Annotated in this window: 18 protein-coding genes; 10 read left to right on the top strand and 8 right to left on the bottom strand. The window is 66.6% G+C overall.

From position 1 onward, the window contains the following. The first annotated feature begins 54 nt into the window (after positions 1-54). The 7 genes from acnA to J2805_RS17335 all read left to right on the top strand — a co-directional run bounded on the left by acnA (position 55) and on the right by J2805_RS17335 (position 8,447). Entirely contained in the window at positions 55-2,865 is a 2,811-nt protein-coding gene (gene acnA, locus J2805_RS17365; protein ID WP_309978396.1) for an aconitate hydratase AcnA, read from the top strand. Positions 2,866-3,014: 149 nt separating this feature from the next. Continuing rightward, positions 3,015-4,988 (top strand): 1-deoxy-D-xylulose-5-phosphate synthase, encoded by a 1,974-nt coding sequence (gene dxs, locus J2805_RS17360; protein WP_309978395.1) that lies wholly within the window; start codon positions 3,015-3,017, stop codon positions 4,986-4,988. Next, positions 4,988-5,545: a DUF402 domain-containing protein gene (locus J2805_RS17355; RefSeq protein WP_396134405.1), complete on the top strand. Its 558-nt coding sequence runs from the start codon at positions 4,988-4,990 to the stop codon at positions 5,543-5,545. The genes dxs and J2805_RS17355 overlap by 1 nt, the downstream gene beginning before the upstream one ends. Continuing rightward, the gene (locus J2805_RS17350) at positions 5,542-6,102 is read left to right on the top strand and encodes a hypothetical protein (protein WP_309978391.1); all 561 of its coding nucleotides are present in this window, start codon (positions 5,542-5,544) and stop codon (positions 6,100-6,102) included. The genes J2805_RS17355 and J2805_RS17350 overlap by 4 nt, the downstream gene beginning before the upstream one ends. Before the next feature lie 34 nt (positions 6,103-6,136). After that, positions 6,137-6,355: a helix-hairpin-helix domain-containing protein gene (locus tag J2805_RS17345; RefSeq protein WP_309978389.1), complete on the top strand. Its 219-nt coding sequence runs from the start codon at positions 6,137-6,139 to the stop codon at positions 6,353-6,355. 75 nt (positions 6,356-6,430) lie between these two features. Beyond that, the gene (locus J2805_RS17340; protein ID WP_309978387.1) at positions 6,431-7,408 is read left to right on the top strand and encodes an aldo/keto reductase; all 978 of its coding nucleotides are present in this window, start codon (positions 6,431-6,433) and stop codon (positions 7,406-7,408) included. Between the two features lie 13 nt (positions 7,409-7,421). Further along, the gene (locus J2805_RS17335; protein WP_309978385.1) at positions 7,422-8,447 is read left to right on the top strand and encodes a nucleoside hydrolase; all 1,026 of its coding nucleotides are present in this window, start codon (positions 7,422-7,424) and stop codon (positions 8,445-8,447) included. A gap of 76 nt (positions 8,448-8,523) precedes the next feature. Here J2805_RS17335 and J2805_RS17330 read toward each other — a convergent pair whose 3' ends face one another. After that, positions 8,524-9,948, bottom strand: coding sequence for a mycothione reductase (locus J2805_RS17330; RefSeq protein WP_309978383.1), 1,425 nt, complete (start codon positions 9,946-9,948; stop codon positions 8,524-8,526). A gap of 216 nt (positions 9,949-10,164) precedes the next feature. Between J2805_RS17330 and J2805_RS17325 the strand changes: the two genes are divergently transcribed. The 3 genes from J2805_RS17325 to J2805_RS17315 are packed head-to-tail and all read left to right on the top strand — an operon-like array spanning position 10,165 to position 13,308. Next, entirely contained in the window at positions 10,165-10,986 is an 822-nt protein-coding gene (locus J2805_RS17325) for an ECF transporter S component (protein WP_309978381.1), read from the top strand. A gap of 4 nt (positions 10,987-10,990) precedes the next feature. Beyond that, positions 10,991-11,794, top strand: a complete 804-nt coding sequence (locus J2805_RS17320; protein WP_309978379.1) for an energy-coupling factor transporter transmembrane component T — start codon at positions 10,991-10,993, stop codon at positions 11,792-11,794. Further along, positions 11,791-13,308, top strand: coding sequence for an ABC transporter ATP-binding protein (locus tag J2805_RS17315; RefSeq protein ID WP_396134399.1), 1,518 nt, complete (start codon positions 11,791-11,793; stop codon positions 13,306-13,308). The genes J2805_RS17320 and J2805_RS17315 overlap by 4 nt, the downstream gene beginning before the upstream one ends. Positions 13,309-13,441: 133 nt before the next feature. Here J2805_RS17315 and J2805_RS17310 read toward each other — a convergent pair whose 3' ends face one another. The 7 genes from J2805_RS17310 to J2805_RS17280 form a co-directional block, all read right to left on the bottom strand. Next, positions 13,442-15,610, bottom strand: a complete 2,169-nt coding sequence (locus tag J2805_RS17310; protein WP_309978375.1) for a 3-hydroxyacyl-CoA dehydrogenase NAD-binding domain-containing protein — start codon at positions 15,608-15,610, stop codon at positions 13,442-13,444. Then, positions 15,607-16,920 carry a thiolase family protein gene (locus tag J2805_RS17305; protein WP_309978374.1) on the bottom strand — a complete coding sequence of 438 codons (1,314 nt, stop codon included), beginning with the start codon at positions 16,918-16,920 and terminating at the stop codon, positions 15,607-15,609. The genes J2805_RS17310 and J2805_RS17305 overlap by 4 nt, the downstream gene beginning before the upstream one ends. 178 nt (positions 16,921-17,098) lie before the next feature. Then, positions 17,099-18,430 (bottom strand): HRDC domain-containing protein, encoded by a 1,332-nt coding sequence (locus J2805_RS17300; protein ID WP_309978372.1) that lies wholly within the window; start codon positions 18,428-18,430, stop codon positions 17,099-17,101. A 57-nt stretch (positions 18,431-18,487) separates the two neighbouring features. Further along, positions 18,488-19,138, bottom strand: a complete 651-nt coding sequence (locus tag J2805_RS17295) for a DUF3000 domain-containing protein (protein WP_309978370.1) — start codon at positions 19,136-19,138, stop codon at positions 18,488-18,490. Positions 19,139-19,199: 61 nt separating this feature from the next. Then, the gene (locus J2805_RS17290) at positions 19,200-20,288 is read right to left on the bottom strand and encodes a threonine aldolase family protein (RefSeq protein WP_309978483.1); all 1,089 of its coding nucleotides are present in this window, start codon (positions 20,286-20,288) and stop codon (positions 19,200-19,202) included. A 37-nt stretch (positions 20,289-20,325) separates the two neighbouring features. After that, positions 20,326-21,030, bottom strand: a complete 705-nt coding sequence (locus tag J2805_RS17285; RefSeq protein ID WP_309978368.1) for an SDR family oxidoreductase — start codon at positions 21,028-21,030, stop codon at positions 20,326-20,328. Continuing rightward, complete coding sequence (locus J2805_RS17280) at positions 21,027-22,442, bottom strand: DUF6421 family protein (RefSeq protein ID WP_309978366.1); 1,416 nt, start codon at positions 22,440-22,442, stop codon at positions 21,027-21,029. The genes J2805_RS17285 and J2805_RS17280 overlap by 4 nt, the downstream gene beginning before the upstream one ends. Positions 22,443-22,505: the final 63 nt, after the last annotated feature.

Here is a 22,505-nt window from a genome sequence, read left to right as displayed (position 1 = left end):
AGCAAGCGGTCTACCGCGCGACAAAGATGAAACTGTTGCGAGAGGAGTCCTGCGATGAGCATTGTGGACAGCTTCGGTTCAAAAGGCAAACTTAATGTAGCCGGTACCGAATACGAAATTTTCCGGTTGAACTCCGTTGAAGGTGCAGAAAACCTTCCGTTCAGCCTCAAGGTATTGCTTGAAAACCTGTTGAGGACCGAGGACGGCGCGAACATCACGGCCGACCACGTCCGAGCACTGGCCGGCTGGGATCCCAACGCCCAGCCCGACACTGAAATCCAGTTCACGCCGGCGCGCGTGATCATGCAGGACTTCACTGGCGTGCCCTGTGTTGTAGACCTCGCCACCATGCGTGAGGCCGTCAAGGAGCTCGGCGGTGACCCCAAGAGGGTCAACCCGCTGGCACCCGCCGAGATGGTGATCGACCACTCGGTCCAGATCGACGCATTCGGTAACTCCGGCGCACTGGAGCGCAACATGGAGATCGAATACCAGCGAAATGGTGAGCGCTACCAGTTCCTGCGCTGGGGCCAGACCGCGTTTGACGACTTCAAGGTCGTCCCGCCGGGAACCGGCATCGTGCACCAGGTCAACATCGAGTACCTGGCCCGCACGGTCATGACCCGTGAAGTTGACGGCGCGCTTCGTGCCTACCCGGACACCTGCGTGGGCACCGACTCGCACACCACCATGGTTAACGGCCTGGGCGTGCTGGGCTGGGGCGTTGGCGGCATCGAAGCCGAGGCCGCAATGCTGGGCCAGCCCGTTTCCATGCTGATCCCGCGCGTCGTGGGTTTCAAGCTGACCGGTTCCATCCCGGCCGGCGCCACCGCCACCGACGTCGTCCTCACCATCACCGAGCAGCTGCGCAAGCACGGCGTTGTGGGCAAGTTCGTGGAATTCTACGGCGAGGGTGTGGCGGCAGTGCCGCTGGCCAACCGCGCCACCATCGGCAACATGAGCCCGGAGTTCGGCTCCACGGCCGCCATGTTCCCGATCGACGACGTCACCCTCGACTACCTGCGCCTCACCGGCCGCTCCGACGAGAACGTGGCCCTCGTAGAGTCCTACGCGAAGGAACAGGGCCTCTGGCACGATCCTTCCAAGGAGATCAAGTTCTCCGAGTACCTCGAGCTGGACCTGTCCACGGTTGTTCCCTCCATCTCCGGCCCGAAGCGTCCCCAGGACCGCATCGAGCTCACGGATGCCAAGGAGCAGTTCCGCAAGGACATCCACAACTACGTGAGCATCGAAGACGGCAGCGTCGACGAGTCCCTGGAAGAGTCCTTCCCGGCCTCCGATCCGCCCTCTTTCACGCACGCTGATTCCCACACCACGGAAACCGCCCGCGTGGTCTCCGCAGCGAACGGAGCAGAGGGCCGTCCGTCCAACCCGGTGCACGTTGTCACCGAAGACGGCCGCGAGTTCGAGCTGGACCACGGAGCGGTTTCCATCGCCTCGATCACGTCCTGCACCAACACCTCCAACCCGTCGGTGATGCTGGCAGCTGCACTGCTCGCCCGCAACGCCGTGGACAAGGGTCTTACGGCCAAGCCCTGGGTCAAGACCTCCGTGGCTCCGGGCTCCAAGGTAGTCACCGACTACTACGAGAAGTCCGGCCTGACCCCGTACCTGGAGAAGCTCGGCTTCTACATCGTGGGCTACGGCTGCGCCACCTGCATCGGCAACTCCGGCCCGCTCGACGCCGAAATCTCCGAGGCCATCCAGGCCAACGACCTTTCCGTCACCGCCGTGCTGTCCGGTAACCGCAACTTCGAAGGCCGGATCAACCCGGACGTCAAGATGAACTACCTGGCTTCCCCGCCGCTGGTCATCGCCTACGCCCTGGCCGGTTCCATGGACTTCGACTTCGACACCGATTCCCTCGGACAGGACGAAGCAGGCAACGAGGTCTTCCTGAAGGACATCTGGCCGAACCCGGTCGAGGTCCAGCAGGTCATCGATTCCTCCATTGACAAGGAAATGTTCGCCCGCGGCTACGAGGGCGTCTTCGACGGCGACGACCGCTGGAAGGCCCTCGACACCCCGGCCGGCGACACGTTCGCCTGGGATCCGAACTCCACGTACGTCCGGAAGCCCCCGTACTTCGACGGCATGAAGGCACAGCCGGAGCCCGTGCAGAACATCACCGGTGCACGCGTGCTGCTGAAGCTGGGCGATTCGGTCACCACCGACCACATCTCCCCGGCCGGCTCCTTCAAGTCGGACACCCCGGCCGGCCAGTACCTGCTGGCCAACGGAGTGGAGCGCAAGGACTTCAACTCCTACGGCTCACGCCGTGGCAACCACGAGGTCATGATCCGCGGTACGTTCGCGAACATCCGCATCAAGAACCAGATCCTGGACGGCGTTGAGGGTGGCTTCACCCGCGACTTCACCCAGGCAGACGGCCCGCAGGCCTACGTCTACGACGCCGCCCAGAACTACCAGGCAGCCGGCACCCCGCTGGTGATCCTGGCAGGCAAGGAATACGGCTCCGGTTCGTCCCGTGACTGGGCAGCCAAGGGAACAGCACTCCTGGGCGTCAAGGCCGTCATCGCCGAAAGCTACGAGCGTATCCACCGCTCCAACCTGATCGGCATGGGCGTCCTGCCCCTGCAGTTCCCGGCCGGCGAATCCGCCGCCACCCTGGGGCTGACCGGCACGGAGACCTTCTCGGTTGAAGGCGTCACCGCCCTCAACGAAGGCACCACGCCCAGGACCCTCAAGGTCACCGCCACAGCTGAAGACGGCTCCGCCAAGTCCTTCGATGCGGTCCTCCGCATCGATACCCCGGGCGAAGCCGACTACTACCGCAACGGCGGCATCCTGCAGTACGTCCTGCGCCAGATCTCCGCTAACTAGCGGCAGAGGGTAACAGCGGCACATACCAAAAGCTCCGGCCTGTCACTGACGGGCCGGAGCTTTTGCGTTGCGCCCGCCGGTCCCGGCGTCCGCCTTGCCGGCGAGGCGTTAGAGTTAAAAGGCATGTCTACCACCCGAAGGAGGCCCCGTTGGGAATTTTGGACACCATCCGGAATCCGCAGGACCTGAGCAAGTTGACCGAAGAACAGCTGTCCCAGCTGGCTGCGGAGGTCAGGAGTTTCCTGATCGGCAACGTGTCACAGACGGGTGGCCACCTCGGACCGAACCTCGGCGTTGTGGAACTGACCATCGCCGTACACCGGATTTTCGATTCCCCCCGCGACAGCATCGTGTTTGATACCGGGCACCAGTCGTATGTCCACAAACTCCTCACGGGACGCCAGGACTTCAGCACACTCCGCCAGGAAGGCGGGATGTCCGGCTACCCGGACCGTGCCGAGTCCGAGCACGACATCGTGGAAAGCTCGCACGCTTCCTCCTCGCTGTCCTGGGCCGACGGCATCTCCCGCGCCCGGCAGCTGACCGGCGACGGCGACCGCTACGTGATTGCCGTGGTGGGCGACGGCGCCCTGACCGGCGGCATGGCCTGGGAAGCGATCAATAACATCGCCGCGGACAAGCGCCGGCGCGTGGTCATCGTCGTCAACGACAACGGCCGGTCCTATGCCCCCACCGTGGGCGGCTTTGCAGACTACCTCGCATCACTGCGCCCCACCATTGATTCCTTCCGCGCGGCCCCGGCCTATGAGGGCACCCTGGACTGGTGGAAGCGGAAGCTCCAAAACAGCGGACCGGTGGGCCAGTTCACCTACCGGAGCCTGCATGCCATGAAGAAAGGCATCAAGGACTGGTGGGCGCCCCAGGGCATGTTCGAAGACCTTGGCATGAAGTACATCGGTCCTGTTGACGGCCACAACCTCCAGGCCATGGAGCACGCCCTCTCGACTGCCAAGAACTACGCCGGTCCGGTCATCGTGCACGCAATGACCGAAAAAGGCCACGGTTACGCGCCCGCGCGCGCCCACGAGGCTGACCAGTTCCACGCCGTCGGCATCATCGACCCGGAAACCGGAGAGCCCACCGAAGCCGGCGGTGCCCAGTCCTGGACATCGGTCTTCGCCGATGAGATCGCCGCCATCGCCGATGAACGCCAGGACATCGTGGGCATTACCGGCGCCATGCTCATTCCCGTGGGCCTGCACAAATTCGCGGCCCGGCACCCGGAACGGGTTTTCGACGTCGGCATTGCCGAGCAGCACGCGCTGACCTCCGCCGCCGGCATGGCCTTCGGCGGCCTGCACCCTGTCGTAGCCGTCTACGCCACGTTCCTCAACCGTGCCTTCGACCAGCTGCTGATGGATGTTGCCCTGCACCGTGCCGGCGTCACCATCGTGCTGGACCGCGCCGGGGTCACGGGACCCGACGGCGCGAGCCACCACGGCATGTGGGACATGGCCATGGTGCAGATTGTGCCGGGCCTCCACCTGGCGGCCCCCCGCGACGCCACAAGGCTCCGTGAAGAACTTCGCGAGGCCGTTGCCATCAGGGACGCCCCCAGTGTTGTCCGGTATTCCAAGGGAAATGTGGGCGCCGAAGTGGAAGCCCTCGAGCGCCTCAGCGACGGCGTGGACGTGCTGGCCCGCCGGCCTTCCGGCTCCAGCGAAAACGACGTGCTGATCGTGAGCGTGGGCGCCATGTCCGAGCTCGCCCTCGACGTCTCCAACCGCCTCGGTGCCCAGGGGATCAGCTCCACCGTGGTGGACCCCCGCTGGCTGCTGCCGGTTCGGAAATCCATCATTGCGCTGGCTGCTCGCCACCGGCTGGTCATCTGCATCGAAGACGGCGTCCGCGCCGGCGGTGTGGGGTCCCGCATCCGCCAGGAAATGCGTGCAGCCGGTGTGGACACGGCCCTGAACGAAGTGGGTCTGCCGGTGGAGTTCCTGGACCACGGGACCCGCGCCCAGGTGCTGGAACGGGTCGGGCTGACGGCACGCCAGATCACGCACGACGTCGTTGCCCAGGTCCTGGGGACCAAGGTACCTTTCGCGCGTCCCCTGCCCGGCCAGGAACACCCCACTACGGGCAGCCTGCCTAAACTGTGATTCCGGACGAGGCCACACCTCCCGAGAGCCTCAAACCGGGAGACCTGGTGGTGGCACGGAACCGGAAGTGGAACGGCGGCGCCCACTGGGTGGTCCCCGGCGACTACCTTGGCGAGGACCAGCACGGCTGGTGGGTCTTCCAGCCCAAGGGGTCCTTCATCTCACGGCCAGGTGCGGCATTCCACGCCAAATCCGATGCCGTGCTGCTCGTTCCCCGAACCGGCGACTACGTGGCCACCTTCTACGACGACACCTACCCCGGGGATTTCCGGCTGTACGTGGACCTCGCTGTGGGCCACGGCTGGAACGGCATCAGACCCGGGACATTTGAATTCCACGTGATCGACATGGACCTGGACGTCATCCGGTCAGTCACCCGCGGCGTCTATATCGACGACGAGGACGAATTCGCCGAACACCAGGTGAGCATGGAGTACCCGCGGGACATCGTGGACCGCATGCTCCAGGAAACAGAACAGCTTTATCAGGCCGTCAAGGCACAGCACGCACCGTTCGACGGCACAGACGCCGAATGGTTCAGGAGAGGACGGGCATGAGCGGAATTATTCGGGTCTACAAACGCGACGACGAAGGGGTCCTGCTGTTTCGGGAGGCCTGGTTCGATGAGGACTACAGCCAGTTCGTGATGAATCACGGCGTGGTGGGGCACCAGAGCAAAACGGACGAAACCGATGTTGCCGATGCCGCCGCCGCGGAAGGCCTCATGGATGCTTTCGCCGTGCAGTGCGCCGAGGACGGCTACGCCGAGATCCCCGAGGAAGACCAGTTCTGGGTGGTTGCCCAGTACGCGCTGAAAACCAAGGACGGCACGGACCGCGACCGCTACCTGGAGGAAAAAGCGAAGGACGCGCTCATCAGCCACCTCGCCTGGCGCGGCCTCGGCACCGTGGAACGGTCCGAGTTCGGGGAGTCCAAACTCAACATCTTCTGCCTGTGCCCGGACGTCAACAAGGCCGTCAACGCGATCAAGGTCTGCATCCGGGGCGAGGACCTGGACTTCACCAAGCTCAGCATCGGGGCGGCGCCGTTCGCAGATCCGGAGGCGTTTAAGCTCAAGCACTCGCCGAAACCGGCTTCGGGCTTTACCCTCTAAGTGGGGGTAACCGACTTTCTGGGAGGCATTCGTAATGACGCGAAAATCCGTTCAGCCAGGCCACACCCCGATTCCCCACGGAATCGGTGCGCCTGCCCGCCGGGCCATGGCCCACGCCGGACTGGAAACCCTGGAACAGGTAGTCCAGTTCGGTAAGCGGGAACTGTCAAAGTTGCACGGAATGGGCGTCAAGACCATGGCCCAGCTTGAGGATGCCATGGACGAGCACGGACTCGAGTTCCCCGCCGTCTGACCGACATCCGGACCCGGGCGCTGCCACGAACCGGCGGCGTCCGGTCGTTCCATGTGGCCGTTATAGGCTGAATTCATGACTGAACAGCGCCGCCTTGGAAATTCCGGATTGACCGTCTCTGTTGTGGGCCTTGGCTGCAACAACCTTGGCCGGTCCAATACGGTGACGGAGTCGCAGGAGGGGACCGACGCCGTCGTCCATGCCGCCTTGGACGCCGGCATTACATTCTTTGACGTCGCAGACACCTACGGCCGGGAGCCGGGCCTGAGCGAAATCATGCTGGGCAAAGCCCTTGCCGGGCGGCGTGAGGACGCGATCGTTGCCACGAAGTTCGGCATGGACATGCGCGGAGCCAACGGCAACGACTTCGGTGCCCGCGGCTCCCGGCGGTACATCGTCAAAGCGGCCGAGGCGTCGTTGCGCCGGCTGCGGACGGACTGGATCGACCTCTACCAGTTCCACACCCCCGACCCGCTGACGCCCATCGAGGAGACACTCGCCGCCCTGGACGACCTCGTGACAAGCGGTAAAGTCCGTTACATCGGACACTCCAACCGGGCCGGCTGGCAGATCGCCGAGGCAGAATTCGTGGCCCGCGGCCGCGGCGGCTCCCGCTTCGTTTCGACGCAGAACCACTACAACCTGCTGGACCGGCGTGCCGAGCTGGAAATCACCCCCGCCGCCGAAGCCTACGGCCTGGGCGTGCTCCCGTACTTCCCGCTGGCCAACGGCCTGCTGACCGGCAAGTACGGGCCCGGCAAGGCGCCCGAAGGCTCCCGCCTCAGCCACACCCGCACCAACCTCGTCCACGACGCCGACTGGGACCAGTTGGAGAAGTTCAGTGCATTCGCCGCGGAAAGGAACCTCAGCGAGATCCAGGTGGCCTTCTCCTGGCTGGCGGCCCAGCCGTCCGTCAGCAGCGTGATCGCCGGCGCGACGAGGCCGGAGCAGGTCCGCGAGAACGCCGCCGCCGTGGCATGGGTGCCCACAGCCGATGAACGCGCCCAGCTCGATGAAATCTTCCCCCGCACGCCCAAGGTTGCACTCTTCTAGGAGGCCGCCGCCGATGACCAAGTACCTGCTGGACGTTGACACAGGGATCGACGATGCCCTGGCCCTGGTCTACCTGGCCTCGCTGCCGGATACGGAGTTCGTTGCGGTCACCGCGTCGCCCGGAAACGTCGACGTGCAACAGGTTGCACGGAACACCCTGGCCATCCTGGAGCTGTGCGGCCGCCGTGACGTCGACGTCGCTGTCGGCGCTGAGGGCCCGCTGTCCGTACCGCTCGTCACCACGCCGGAGACCCACGGCCCCCAGGGACTGGGGCATGCCGTGCTGCCGGCCCCTGCCGGCACTGTGTCCGGTCGGCACGCTGCGGACCTGTGGGTGGAGGCGGCCCGTGCCAGGCCGGGGGAGCTGACCGCCTTGATTACGGCGCCGCTCACCAACTTCGCGCTGGCCATCCGGCGGGAACCGAGGCTGCCCGAACTGCTGGGCAAAGTGGTCATCATGGGCGGCAGCTTCTATCACCAGGGGAACACCACACCCACTGCCGAGTGGAATACGCACGTTGATCCCCATGCGGCCAAGGAAGTCTACGCTGCCTACCGCGGGCTGCCCTTGGAACGCCTGCCGATCATTTGTTCGCTGGACACCACGGAACGGATGGAGATGAAGCCGGAGCACCTGCGGCGGCTTGCGGAGGAAGCCCGGTGCCCTGCGCCGGAACTGGTGCTGCCGGAGCAGCCCGAAGGTGTCAGGAGCACGGCCGGCAATCCGCTGGTCCGCCACCTGTCCGATGCACTGCGGTTCTACTTCGAGTTCCACCGCCACTATGACCAGGGATACCTGGCGCACGTCCACGACTACTTCGCCGCCGGCGTGGCGGCCGGAACCCTGGACTGTTCGACCCGGCCGGCGACTGTGGACGTCGAGGTGGAGTCGACGCTGCTGATGGGGACCACCGTGGCCGACTACCGTGCCCTGTGGGGGCATCCGTTCAACGCCCGGATCGTTTCCGAGAACCACCCGGAGGCAGCTTTCGACGAGTTGGTGACCGCGGTCGGGAGCCTGGCCCGCCGGCTCGGCTAGTGTTACCGGCCGATCCCGGTACTCCGGCAACAACGGCCACCGCAACAACTTGCCGCCGCTGCAACGCGGGCGTCCGTTACAGCGGGGCGTCAGCGGGACGGTCCACCTCAAGTGCCAGCAGGGCGTTCTCCACCACCTCCGTCAGGGCCGGGTGAATCCAATAGGGCCCCCGCGCGAGCGTGGGAACAGGGGTTGACAGGGCGATGGCCTGGACAAGCGGCTGGATGAGGATGGAGGCCTCATGCCCGACTATGTGGGCCCCGAGCAGGCGGCCGGTGGACTTTTCCGCGATGAGCTTGACGATCCCTTCGGAGTCCTCCATGGCCCAGCCGTAGGCCGTGCTGCCGTACTCCTGGACAGCCACCACGATGTCCGTGTCCTTAGCGGGCCCCTGCCGTGCTTCCTCCTCGGTGAGCCCCACGGAGGCAACCTGGGGATTGCTGAAGACCGCGAACGGCACACCGGTGTAGTCAATGCCCCGCAGGCGCGTCGGATGCTCGAGGTTGTGGGAAACCACCCGAGCCTCCCGGTTAGCTACGTGCTTGAGCTGATAGCGGTTCGCGATGTCTCCGAGTGCGTAGACGCCCTCCAATGGACTGCCGCCGGAGAGGATGCGCAAGCGGCTGTCTACGGACAACGTCCCCTCATCGGTCACGTCGAATCCCGCAGCATCGGCGCCGATCCGGTCCGTGTTCGGCACCCGCCCGGTGGCCATGAGCACAATGTCCGCCTCCGGTCGCAACTGTTTACCTTCGCCGTCGTCAAACACTGCAGTGACGCTGCCGTCCGCGTTGTCCTCCACCGAAAGCAGCGAGCAGCCAAGCTTCAGTGTCCAGCGCCGGGCTGCGGCCTCGGCGAAACGGCGGGAAATCTCCTCGTCGTTGCTGCGGAGCAGCCGCTGCGATCGGTTGACCTGGGTGACCTCGGAGCCGAAGCCATGGAAGATGCCGGAAAATTCGGCAGCGATGTAGCCGCCGCCAACAACCACCACCCGGCGCGGCAGGCTCCCGATTCGCATGACGGTGTCGGAAGTATGAACCTGGGGGAGGTCCATGCCGGGGACATCGGGCAGTACGGCGCGTGATCCGGCGGCCACCACCACCCGCTCTGCGGTGATTTCGGTTCCGGTTTCCGTCCGCAATGACCGCGGGCCGGTGAAGCGCACAACTTCCTGGTAGAGATCCACATTCGTCGACTCTTCGGCCCGGTATCGCCGCCCGTCCTCCGAGATGGCATCGATGCGGCCGAAGATGCGGTCGCGGATTCCGGTCCAACGCACCTTGTCCAAGGTCAACTGCACGCCGAGACGTGACGCCTCGGCGGGGACCGCGGCGAGGCCAGCCGGGTAGACGAACATCTTCGTCGGGATGCACCCGACGTTAATGCACGTACCGCCGAAGACGCCGCCGTCGATTAATGCCACCCGCTTGTCGTCCCAGAAAGGAGTGATCAGCGAGTTGCCCGATCCGGAACCGATGATGGCGAGATCATAGTGGGGCATGTTTGGCCTTTCGGACGGTCAACAGCGTGCAGCAGCATGGTGGGTGAGCCTACTTCACATCCTATGGCTGGCCCTCAGCCCGGTAGACTGATGCGGGACCGGACGGCCAAAGATGCCGCCCGCCGCCGCCGAGGTGACATAGGCGTCGTTACCCCAATTGCCCTGAGATCCGGGCTCCCTGCGCCCGCACCCTGCCGTACCTCGAAGGAAGCCACCATGTCACAGCAGTCCCTCATCCTTCCCGCGCCCGGACAGCGTGCGGTCCGCAGCCGCCGCCTGCTTGAGGTCCTCGGCGCGGCGTCCATTGCAGCCACCTTCATTTTCCTTGTCCTGACGCAGCCCGCGGACATCACCAACGGTCTGGCCAGCGGATCCACGCTGGTGGCGCTTGGCGGATTCCTGCTCGGGGCCATCCTCCTGATCATCGGAGTGCTGCCCACCCTTCCCACCTCCACACTGGTGCTGATTCCGGTGGCACTCGTCCTCAACATCGCACTGGGACAGATCATGGGATCCACGGGCCTGCCGTTCTACTTCGACGCGATCGGCACAGTGCTTATCGCCGTCCTGGCGGGCCCGGCCGCGGGTGCCGCAACAGGCGCATTGAGCAGCATTGTCTGGTCCTTCATCAACCCCACCGTGCTGCCCTTCGCCGCCGGGGCGGCGCTGATCGGCTTCCTGGCAGGTCTGGCTGCACGCCACGGACTGTTTCGCCGCTTCTACCTGGCGCCGGTGGCCGGCTTTGTGACGGGCATCCTTGCCGGCGTCGTCTCCGCACCCATCGCAGCCTTTGTCTTCGGCGGTACCTCAGGGGCAGGCACCGGCGCGATTGTCGGCGCGTTCCGGGCGATGGGAGATACCCTCCTCGCTGCGATCACCAAGCAGGCGCTGATCTCGGATCCGATGGACAAGGCCATTGTGTTCTCCGTCGTCGCATTGCTGGTGTACGCGCTGCCGCGCCGGACCACGCTGCAGTTCGCTTTTGTGCGGCGTTTCAACGTGCTCGCCGGCAAGAAGCGGGAAACCCCGGACGCCTGATTCCGTGCCGGCACGCCTGAACCCCCTCACCGCCCTGGCGGCTGCGGCAGCCACCGCGGCAATCACGACGGCGGCGTCCAGCTGGGCTGTTTCCCTCGCCGTAGTCTTCGGCGGCGCCGTGCTGGCAGTCCGCGCCGGAGTGGCCGGCCGCCTGGCGCCGGCCGCGGCCGTAATCCTGGCACCTTTCTGGCTGTCCCTGCTGATCATGCACGGGCTGTTCTTTCCCGAGGGCCGGACGGTCCTCGCCGAATGGGGCGCCGCCCGTGTCACCACGGAAGGGCTTGGCTTCGCACTGGACATGGGCGCCCGGACGGCAGCCTACGTTGCGGTGTTCCTGCTCTTTTCCTTCACGGTCCGTGTGCCGGACCTGGTGGCTGTGATGTCAGCGCGCCGGGTGCCGCCGCAGTTCGGATACGTGCTGGCATCCACGCTCACGCTGGCACCGGCCATTTCCGGGCGGCTGGCGCGGATCCGGCAGGCCCAGGAATCGCGGGGACTGGTAGTGGGCGGCGGACTGCTGCCCCGGCTGGCTGCGGCGCGGCTGCAAATGGTGCCGCTGGTCCTTTCGCTCATCCAGGAAGCGGGGGACCGGGCACAGGCACTCGACTCCCGCGGCTTTAACGGAGCCAGGGCCCGGACCAGCTACCGGGAAGTTCCGGACACCTTCGCCCAGGGGACATTCCGGGCCGTCGCCCTGCTGCTCGCCGCGGCCGCCGTGGCGCTGCGGATCTCCGGGCACTGGCCTGACACCCAGTGGCCGGCCGGACGTTGGCCTGCCATACATTGGGCCGGGGGAGTGCGCGGATGAGGCCGGTGCCTTTGCTGCATGCCCGGATAGCGGCCTTCAGCTACCACGGTGAGGATGCCCCTGCCCTGCGAAACCTGGAAGTTGACGCGGCGCCTGGTACGCTCACCGCTGTGCTCGGCGGCTCCGGCAGCGGGAAGTCCACGCTCGGCAGGCTGCTGGCCGGCTGGCTGACGGGCGGGCACTCCGGCCGGTTCAAGGGCAGCCTTGAGCTGGGTGCCGCAACCGGTGCTGCGGCCGGGGACAGCGGTGGTCCCATCCACTTTCACGGCACCCCGGACGACCCGCGCATCAATCCTTCCCTGTGGTCCGAACACGTGGGCTACGTGCCGCAGGATGCAGCCGCCCTGCTGTCCACCGTCGGGTCCACCGTGGCCGAGGAGCTGGCGTTCGGACTCGAGAACCGCGGGATGGACCGGCGCATGATGCACGGCGCAGTGAGTCGTGCCGCCGAAGAAGCGGGACTGACGGCCTTGTTGGAACGCGATCCCGCCACCCTCTCCGGCGGTGAACTGCGGCGGCTGGCGGTGGCGTGTGCCGCCATTACCCGCCCTCGTGTGCTGGTACTGGATGAACCGCTCGGATCGCTGGATGAAGCCGGCTCGGCGTCCGTCCGCGCGCTGCTCCGCGGACTGACCGACTCCGGGACCGCCGTTATCGTCCTGAGCCAGACCGCGGACCAGCTGGCTCTTACGGCAAGCCACTGGCTGGTGCTCGACGGCGGGACGGTCACCGCCCGCGGGAGGCACGGTGAGCTGGAGGACAGTCCCGGGCTGCTGCAATCCGGCGTCGTGCTTCCCGCCCGGGCGGGCACTGGTTCCGGCCGGGTGCACCGCGCTGCTGACCCGGACCCGGCCGTGCTGGAGCTGGACCGGGTTGCTTTCGGCTTTCCCTCCGGACGGCGGAGGAAGGGACCGGGAGTGCTGGCCGGCCTCAGCCTGTCCGTGCCGGCGGGACAGATCGTAGCCGTGACAGGCCCAAACGGGGCGGGGAAGTCCACGCTGCTGCGGCATTTCAACGGCCTGCTTCGTCCGGACCGCGGGACCGTCCGGATCGAGGGTGCGGACATCGCCGGCATCCCCACGGGAAAAGTGGCGGACCGGGTGGGCCTGCTCTTCCAGCATCCGCGCGACCAGCTCTTCGAGCGGACGGCCCTGCGCGAAGTGCTTTTCGGCCTGGACCGGAAGTTCGGGCCTGAGGCGGGCACCAAAGCGCGTGCGGCGCTGGACGCCGTCGGGCTCGGGGATCAGCCGGAGATCCATCCGCATGAACTTCCGGCATCCCGGCAGCGGCTCCTGGCCCTTGCCACCGTCCTGGCCCGGGAACCGAAGCTCATCGCGCTGGACGAACCCACGGTGGGGCTGGACCGCCACGGCCTCGAATACCTGGACAAAGCCATACGCGCCGCCGCACTGCGGGGCGCCGCCGTCGTCATGGTGACGCACGAGCTCGCCTATGCCCGGTCTGCCGCCCACATTGTCCTTGAGCTAAGGGCCGGCGCGCTGCGGGAAGCCTGACCCCGGCGGCGCGGCCCGGCGCGGGGCGGCGCCGGCCCGCAAAGACGCGGACGTCCGCACCGGTAATCGGTGCGGACGGCCGGCCAGTCAGCGCAGGCGGCGCTGCGGTTGGGAAGCGTCCGGCGGTGTGATGCTAGGCCGCGGCCGCTGAGGCGACGCCCGGTGCCAGGAACCGCTTACCGTTGACGCGTTCCGAGGCGCCCACGCGGTCCAGGTACGGCGTGATGCCGCCCAGGAACATCGGCCAGCCGGCGCCGAGGATCATGCACAGGTCAATGTCCTCCGGCCCGGCCACCACGCCCTCCTCCAGCATGAGCCCGATCTCCTCAGCCAGCGCGTCCTGCGTGCGGCGCAGTACCTCCTCGGCCGTGGACGGGGAGGTGCCGAAGGAGAGCAGAGCCAGGGTTTCGGCCGGAATAAACGGCTTGCCGTCCGGACTTTTCTCCGGCGCCCACAGTGACCTGATGCCGTTGTCGATCAGTTTTTGCAGGTTCTGCGAGACCGTGAACCGGTCTCCGAATGCCGCGTGCAGGGATTCCTGGACATGCTGGGCCACCGGCAGGCCCACCATCGCACCCAGAGTGAACGGCGTCATGGGCAGGCCCATCGGCCGCAGCGCGTTGTCGGCGACCTCGGCCGGAGTCCCCTCATCGAACGCGGCGGTGACTTCGCCCATCAGCCGCAGCAGGATGCGGTTGACCACAAACGCGGCCGCGTCCTTGACCAGCACGGCCGACTTCTTCAGTCCCTTGGCGAGTTCAAACGCGGTGGCCAGCACGGCGTCGTCGGTCTTCGGTGCGCGGACGATCTCCAACAGCGGCATCACGGCCACCGGGTTGAAGAAGTGGAACCCCACCAGGCGTTCCGGGTGCGCCAGGTCTTCGGCCATGGCCGTGACGGACAAGGAGGACGTGTTCGTGGCGAGGATGCACTCGGGGGAGACAATTGCTTCCACCTCGGCGAACACCTGCTTCTTGACGTTCAGCTCCTCGAAGACGGCTTCGATGACGAAGTCGGCGTCGGCAAACGCTTCCTTGGAAACCGACCCGGTGACCAGTGCCCTGGTGCGGTTGGCGGCGTCCGGGCTGATGCGCTTCTTGGCCAGCAGCTTGTCCACTTCCGCATGGACGTAGCCCACTCCCTTGTCCACGCGTGCCTGATCGATGTCCGTCATGACCACGGGCACCTTGAGTTGCCGGGCGAAGAGCAGGGCGAGTTGGCTGGCCATCAGACCCGCACCTACCACGCCCACTTTGGTGACGGGGCGGGCCAGCTTGCGGTCCGGGGCGCCGGCCGGGCGCTTGGTGCGCTTCTGGACGAGGTCCAGGAACGCGTACACCGTGGAGCGGAACTCATCGGTCTGCATGAGGCCGGCCAGTGTTTCGCACTCGAGCGCCGCCGAGTCCGCCTGGCTCATGGTCCTGTTGGCCTCCATGATGTCGAGCACCTTGGCCGGGGCGGGGGAGGCATTGGATGTTTTGGAGTCCACGAAAGCCCGCCCGGCGGCGACGGCGCCCGCCCAGCGGCCGGCAACCGCCGGATCGGAGGGGTCTACGGCGTTGGGCCGCTCCGGGGAGATGCTGCCCGAAATGACCCCGGCGGCCCAGGCGAGTGACTGCTCCAGGAAGTCGGCGGGTTCAAACATGGCGTCGGCGATCCCCAGTCCGAAGGCCTGCGGGCCCGTGAGCGTCCGGTTGTTGCTGAGCGGATTTTCGATCATCACCTTGACGGCGTTCTCCGGTCCGATCAGCCGCGGCAGGATGTAGACGCCGCCCCAGCCGGGAACCAGGCCCAGGACGGCTTCGGGGAGAGCCAGGGCACCGGCGCCGGTGGAGACGGTGCGGTACGTGGACTGCAGGGCGATCTCCAGCCCGCCGCCCAACGCCACTCCGTTGATGAAGGCGAAGCTGGGAACACCCAGGTTGGCCAGTGTGGCGTAGACGTCGTGGCCGAGCTGGGCCATCCAGAGGCCGTGGTCCCGGTTGCTGAGTGACTTGACGGCGGACAGGTCCGCGCCGGCCACCAGGAAGTACGGCTTGCCGGTCACACCGACGCCCGCGATCTCGCCGCGGGCGGCACGTTCCTTGAGCCCTTCGAGGACCGTTCCCAGCTCCACCAGTGTGTTGGGGCCGAGCGTGGTTGGCTTTGAGTGGTCCAGATCGTTGTCCAGGGTGATCAGTGCGAAGGTTCCGGCACTGGGCTGCCCGGCAGTAGCCGGCAGTTCGATGTCCTGAACATAGGAATGGGTAACCGTCTCATCGGGGAAGAGATCGGCAAGCTTGCGGAAATCCGTGGCGCTCATGCTGCGGCTCCTTCGGTCTCTGTTGCGGGGGAGGTTTTGGTAGTGGAAGCGTCGGTAGGCGGCATTGCGCCGCTGTAGTCGCTGTGATGCGGGTTTTCCCAGATGACGGTGGCACCCATGCCCAGGCCGATGCACATGGTGGTCATGCCGTAACGGACCGAGGGGTCCTCCTCGAACTGGCGTGCCAGTTGGTTCATCAGCCGCACTCCGGACGAGGCCAGCGGATGCCCCACAGCGATCGCCCCGCCGTACCGGTTGACGCGGGGATCGTCGTCGGCAATGCCGAAGTGGTCCAGGAAGCTCAGCACCTGGACGGCGAATGCCTCGTTGATCTCGAAAAGCCCGATGTCCCCGATGGCCAGCCCGGCGTTCCTGAGCGCCTTCTCCGTGGCCGGGACCGGCCCGATGCCCATGACTTCGGGCTCGACGCCGGCAAAAGCGTAACTGACCAGGCGCATCTTCACCGGCAGGCCCAGCTCCGCTGCGGCATCGGCGGACGCGAGCAATGCCGCCGTCGCGCCGTCGTTGAGTCCGGCGGCATTGCCGGCAGTGACCCGGCCGTGGGGTCGGAAGGGGGTGCGCAGGGCGGCGAGGTCCTCAAGTGAGGTTCCCGGCCGGGGCGGTTCGTCCACGGTGTTCACCGTCCAGCCCTGGCCCGGCTTCAGGGTGGCCACCGGCGCCAGGTCCGGCTGGATCTGGCCTTTTTCATAGGCCGCTGCCAGCTTGTCCTGGGACGCCACGGCGTAGGCGTCGGTGCGGTCCCTGGTGATGGCGGGAAAGCGGTCGTGCAGGTTCTCGGCGGTGTTGCCCATGTTGAGTGCGGCGGGATCCACCAGGCGTTCGGACATGAACCTTGGATTGGGATCGGCGCCCTCGCCCATCGGGTGGTTGCCCATGTGCTCCACTCCGCCGGCGATTACGACGTCGTAGGCGCCGAAGGCAATGCCGCTGGCAGTGGTTGTCACCGCGGTCATTGCGCCGGCGCACATCCGGTCCACTGCGAAGCCCGGGACCGTGCGCGGGAGCCCGGCCAGCAGCGCCGCCGTGCGGCCGATGGTGAGGCCCTGATCGCCGGTCTGGGTGGTGGCGGCGATGGCCACTTCATCGATGCGGTCCGCGGGGAGGGAAGGATTGCGCCGCATCAGTTCACGGATGCACTTGACCACGAGGTCGTCGGCGCGGGTTCCGGCATAGATGCCCTTTTCACCTGCGCGGCCGAACGGTGTGCGGACGCCGTCCACAAAAACGACGTCGCGAACGGTACGGGCGGTTCCGCTGCTGTGATTTCCGCTTGGGCGGGCTTGGCTCACGTGGTACTCCTCATCGAGACATTGGTGCCGGACGCATGCCAATGGCAGCAGCGGTCCGGGCGACATTAATCCCAATGTTACTCGTGAGTAACTTAGCTGGCAAGGACTCTTGGAGGCCGTTCCGCCGTTCCGCAAAAGCCATGCGGGGAACGGTGCGGCAGTCCAACCCCCGGGCAGCCTAGCTACCGGCGGCGGGAGCAGCCTTGGGTTCCTTGGGAGGCAGCGGCTGCGGATTGAGGAACGCCGAGGTGATCAGCGGCGCCGTCAGTTCGATCTGCCACGGGCGGGCCCCGAGTTCACCGAGCTCTTCGGCGATTGCTTCTTCGCTGAGCTCCTCGGGCGGACGCCAGGCCACACGCCGGAGGAAGTCGGGCGTGAGCAGGTTCTCGACGGGAAGGTTCAGCTGGTCAGCTTTGTCCTGCAGCAGCGGCCTGGCAGTGGACAGCCGTTCAGCCGCCGCCGGGTCCCGGTCAGCCCACACCCGCGGCGGTGGCGGCGCGTTCGTCGGCAGATGCAGCGGCGGCAGTTCCTCCATGGTCCGGGCGGTGGCGATGCAGCGCAGCCAGCGGGGTGCCTCCCGCTGTGCGGCGCGGCCGTGGAAGCCCTTGGTGCCAAGCAGCTGCGGCACGGTGGAGGGCATGGCCTTCGCCGCGGCCACAAGCGAAGAGTCGGGGATGAGCCGGCCGGGCGCTACATCGCGCTTGCGGGCCAGGGAATCGCGTTCCAGCCACAGTTCGCGGACCGCGGCCAGCTGGCGGCGGTCCCGGATCTGGTGCAGTCCGGAGGTTTTCCGCCACGGATCCACCCGCGGAGGGGCAAGCCCGGCGGCGAGGATAGCCGCGAACTCCTGCTCGGCGTATTCAAGCTTCCCGTCGGCCTGGAGCAGTTCGATGAGTTCCTCCCGAAGTTCGGTGAGGACCTCGACGTCGAGGGCAGCGTAGCGCAGCCAGGGTTCGGGCAGCGGACGGGTGGACCAGTCGGCGGCGGAATGTTCCTTGGCGAGTCCGAACCCGAGCAGTTGCTCGATGACAGCCGCCAGGCCTACCCGCGGCAGCCCTGCCAGCCGGGCAGCCAGTTCCGTATCGAAGAGTTTGTGCGGCCACATGCCCAGTTCCGAAAGGCAGGGAAGGTCCTGGCTCGCTGCGTGCAGGATCCATTCGACGCCGTCCAGGGCATCGTTGATGATCTGCAGGTCCCCGAAGGGTTCCGGGTCGATGAGCCACGTTCCCGATCCCTCGCGCCGAATCTGGACCAAAAAGGCCCGCTGTCCGTAGCGGAAGCCGGAGGCGCGCTCCGCGTCCACCCCGGCCGGACCCGTCCCGGCGGCGATAGCGGCAGCACAGCGTTCCAGGCCGGCGGGGGTTTCAATGACGAGAGGTACTCCGTCGCGGGGGGAATCGAGGTCGATGACCTCGGGGACCAGGCTGTCGAAGCCTTCCACCGTGATGTGGGGAGTAATTTCAGCAGCCGGGACGCCGGCTGTGGTGTGTTCCGGATTTTGAGGGGTCATGATGCCTTCAGTTTACCGACATCGCGCTGAAGGGCGTCCCGCCGTGGCCAGCCATGGTCAGTTGCGCCGCCTGCGGGGCAGGGCGGTCACGCCCTCCGGCAGCGGGGGGAGTCCTGCAAAGGTGCAGACCATGTCCGACCACGCTTCCAGATGGGACCGGATATCCGGCCCCTCGGGCGTCCAGGAGGCCCGCAGTTCGATGTCGATGGAGCCCGGCCGGTCCGAGAGGGTGCCGAAGCTTTCGGACAGGACCCTGGTGGCGGTTCCGCCCGCCGCCCGGTAGGGCGCCTGGTGGTTCTCCAGCGCTTCGACGAGCCAGGTCCAGGCCACCGATCCGAGCATTTCGTCGTTGCCCATTTCCGGTTCCAGCTGGGCGCGGATGTAGGTCACGATCCTGAACTCGCCGTCCCACACCGCCGACCCGTCGGGGTCGTAGAGCAGGATAAAGCGGCCGGTGGCGAGTTCTTCGTTTTCGTCGTCAACCGTCCCCGCCGCGCGGACCAGTGCGGCGGAAACCGGCCCGTGCACAGCTGCCTGGGCCGGGCGCGGAACAGGCCCGATGACCTCTGCACCGAGCGCCACCGCAAAGGGAGCCAGCCTCGAGGGCGCGGGAATCTCGTCCAGGTGCAGCTCACTGCGGCACCGTGCTTTTCGAAGGGATCCCAGAGCGGTGAGGAACTCCGCGGGAACCTGGTCGAGTGCGTTCACATTCGCAGGTTACGCAAAATATGCCGCCGATCCCGGCAGGCTCGCCGCCCCGGCCGGCCGCTCAACCGGCCGCCAGCTCCCGCTTGATGGCGGCCACGAACGAATCCACGTCGTCTTCGCTCGTGTCGAATGAGCACATCCAGCGGACTTCCCGGGCGGCTTCGTTCCAGTCGTAGAAGCGGAAGGATTCCCGCAGCCGGTCCGCAACGCCTTCGGGCAGGATCGCGAACACTCCGTTCGATTCCGTTTTCTGCGTGGGCTCCACGCCGTCGATCGCGTCCACGGCTGCGCGCAGCCGGGAGGCCATGGCGTTGGCGTGACGGGCTGACCGCAGCCACAGGTCGCCCTCGAGCAGCGCGATGAACTGGGCGGACATGAACCTCATCTTGGAGGCCAGCTGCATGTTCATTTTGCGCAGGTACACCAGGCCGTGGGCTGCCTCCGGGTTCAGCGCCACCACCACCTCGCCGAACAGCAGCCCGTTCTTGGTGCCGCCAAAGGAGAGGATGTCCACACCGGCGTCGCGCGTGAACGCCCGCAGCGGCACGTCAAGGTGGGCTGCGGCGTTCGCCAGCCGGGCGCCGTCCATGTGGAGCTTCATGCCCTTGGCATGGACGTGGTCGGCGATCGCGCGGACCTCTTCCGGCGTGTAGCACGTGCCCAGCTCGGTGGTCTGGGTGATGGACACGGCCAGCGGCTGGGCGCGGTGCTCGTCGCCCCAGCCCCAGGCTTCCTTGTCGATCAGCTCGGGCGTCAGCTTGCCGTCGGTGGTGGGGACCTGCAGCAGTTTGATCCCGCCGATCCGCTCCGGTGCTCCGTTCTCGTCCATGTTGATGTGCGCCGTGGACGCGCAGATCACTGCACCCCAGCGGGGGAGCAGGGACTGCAGCGAGAGGACGTTGGCTCCCGTTCCGTTGAAGACCGGGAAACATTCGATGCCGGCGCCGAAGTGCCCTTCCAGGAGCACCTGGAGCCGTGCGGTGTAATCGTCTTCGCCGTAGGAGACCTGGTGCCCCTCATTGGCTGCCGCCAAAGCCGCCAGGACTTCCGGGTGTACGCCCGAGTAGTTGTCGGAGGCGAAGCCCCGGACGGCGGGGTCATGGAGCCGTGCCGCGGTGGCGGCAGGGGCAGTTTCAACTGTGGTTGTCATCGCTTTGGTCACGCTTTCAGTCTAGGGATGTCCGCGGTCAACGGCTAAGGAGCAGCCGCTGGCCGTTGAGGTCCGCTGCAGGGGCGGTAAAAAGTCCGACGGCGGCGGCCGCCAGGTCCGTAACGTCGGTAAAGCCGGGGAAACTGCGGCCGGGGGACTTCGCGCGCATTCCGGCGTCCACCAGGCCCTTTACGACAAAAATTACGGCGGCGCTGTGCTGCTTCATGCTGAAGCCCTCGGCAACCGCCAGGGTCCAGGCTTCGGCGGCCGCTTTGGCGGCGACGTAGCTGGCGCCGGCCGCCGTGGGAGTCGCGACGGCCGTGGAGGTAACCATGGCAAAACGGCCGGCGTCGGAGGCCGCGAGGTCGTCGTAGAACACCCGTGTCACATTCCTCACGGTAGTGATGGCGCTGCGTTCCAGGAACTCCCAGTCGTCGTCGCTCTGGTCCGTGATGCCTGTGGCGCCGCGCCAGCCGCCCACGAGGTGGATGACGCCGTCGACCCTTCCGGCCCTGCCGGAAATCGTGGCGTGCAGCGCCGTCACATCCGCCAGGCGCGCCAGGTCGCAGACCAGCGGAACCACGCCGTCACCCGCTTCGGCAGCGGCGGCCTCGATTCGTGGGCCGTTCGAACCGACGGTAAAGACCGTATGGCCGGCGTCGCGCAGCGCACGCGCCGTGGCGATCCCGGACGGTCCGCTGCCGCCCGTGACCAGCACGTTCAAAGGACGTCCGCCGCTCATCCTGCGTTCAGTGCCCGGGTGGAGCCGCCGCCGTTCGTGGCTGCTCCGATATCTGAGGACGCGGTGATGCCCGCCGTGGACTCGATGACCGGGCGCATCTTCTTCTCGAGAGCCTCGTAGAACATGGACAGCGGGAATTCGTCGTCGAGGACCTGGTCCGTCAGGCCCCGCGGCGGTCCGTCCAGCGGAAGCGCAGTGGAACCCTTTGCCCAAACGGAAGCCGGGTGGGGCGTCACTGTTCCGGAAATCAGGTCGTACGCCGCGAGCCAGTGGGCCGCCTTGGGGCGGTCGATGGAGCGCCAGTACAGCTCCTCGATCCGGGCGCCGAGCTCAACCACCACGTCCGCGGCCTCGTCCCAGTCGATGCTGAGCTTGCTGTCGGTCCAGTGCAGGACGCGGTGCTGGTGCATCCAGGCGAAGAGCAGCTGTCCGCCGAGGCCGTCGTAGTTGCGTACCCGGCTGCCGGTAATGGCAAAGCGGAAGATCCGGTCGAAGATGACGGCGTACTGGACCAGCTTGGCGTGCCGGCGTGCTTCCGGGCCGGACTCCTCGTCCTTCTCGATCCTGACGGATTCACGGAAAGCCGTCAGGTCGCAGCGGAGTTCCTCCAGCGAGTACAGGAAGAAGGGCATGCGCTGTTTGATCATGAAGGGATCGAAAGGCAGGTCACCGCGCATGTGCGTGCGGTCGTGGATGAGGTCCCACATCACGAACGTTTCCTGGGTGAGTTCCTGGTTCTCCAGGAGTTCGGCAGCTTCGGCCGGCAGTTCCAGGCGGGTGATGTCGGCAGCGGCCCGGAGGACGCGGCGGAAGCGGGCAGCCTCCCGGTCCGCGAAGATGCCGCCCCACGTGAAGGTGGGGGTTTCCCGGACGGCGACTGTTTCCGGGAACAGCACGGCCGAGTTGGTGTTGTAGCCCGGGGTGAAGTCCAGGAAACGGATGGGAACGAAGAGCTTGTTGGAGTACTCGCCCTCCTCGAGTCCGGCGATGAACTCCGGCCAAATGACCTCGATGAGGACGGCTTCGACCAGGCGGCTGCTGCTGCCGTTCTGGGTGTACATGGGGAATACCACCAGGTGCCGCAGTCCGTTGACGCGGTGCTGCTGCGGCTGGAAAGCGAGCAGCGAGTCCAGGAAATCCGGTACTCCGAAGCCGCCGGCGGCCCAGCGGCCGAAGTCGCTGACCAGGAGTTCGAGGTAGCGGGCGTCGTGCGGGAACTCGGGGGCCAGGGCCTCCACCGCTGCGGTGATGATGCTGACATGCCCGGCGGCTTCTGCATGCCGGGCGGCGTCGGGCACCGAGCCGTCCTGGGCCTGCAGTGCCTGCAGGGCGGTGGCGGAGGCCTTGAGGCGCAGCCACTCCGGGTGGTTTTCGGTGAGGGGCGCGGCTGCGGTGAGAGCGGTGGTGGTCATCGTCGTCGATCGCCTTTCTGGTTACTTGGAGCTTCTACGGCGAGCGTAGCAAGCAAACAGATC

Origin of the sequence: Arthrobacter oryzae (assembly GCF_031454875.1) — a bacterium.
GTDB classification, from domain to species: Bacteria; Actinomycetota; Actinomycetes; order Actinomycetales; family Micrococcaceae; genus Arthrobacter; species Arthrobacter oryzae_D.
This window is presented reverse-complemented; position numbering and strand designations above follow the sequence as displayed.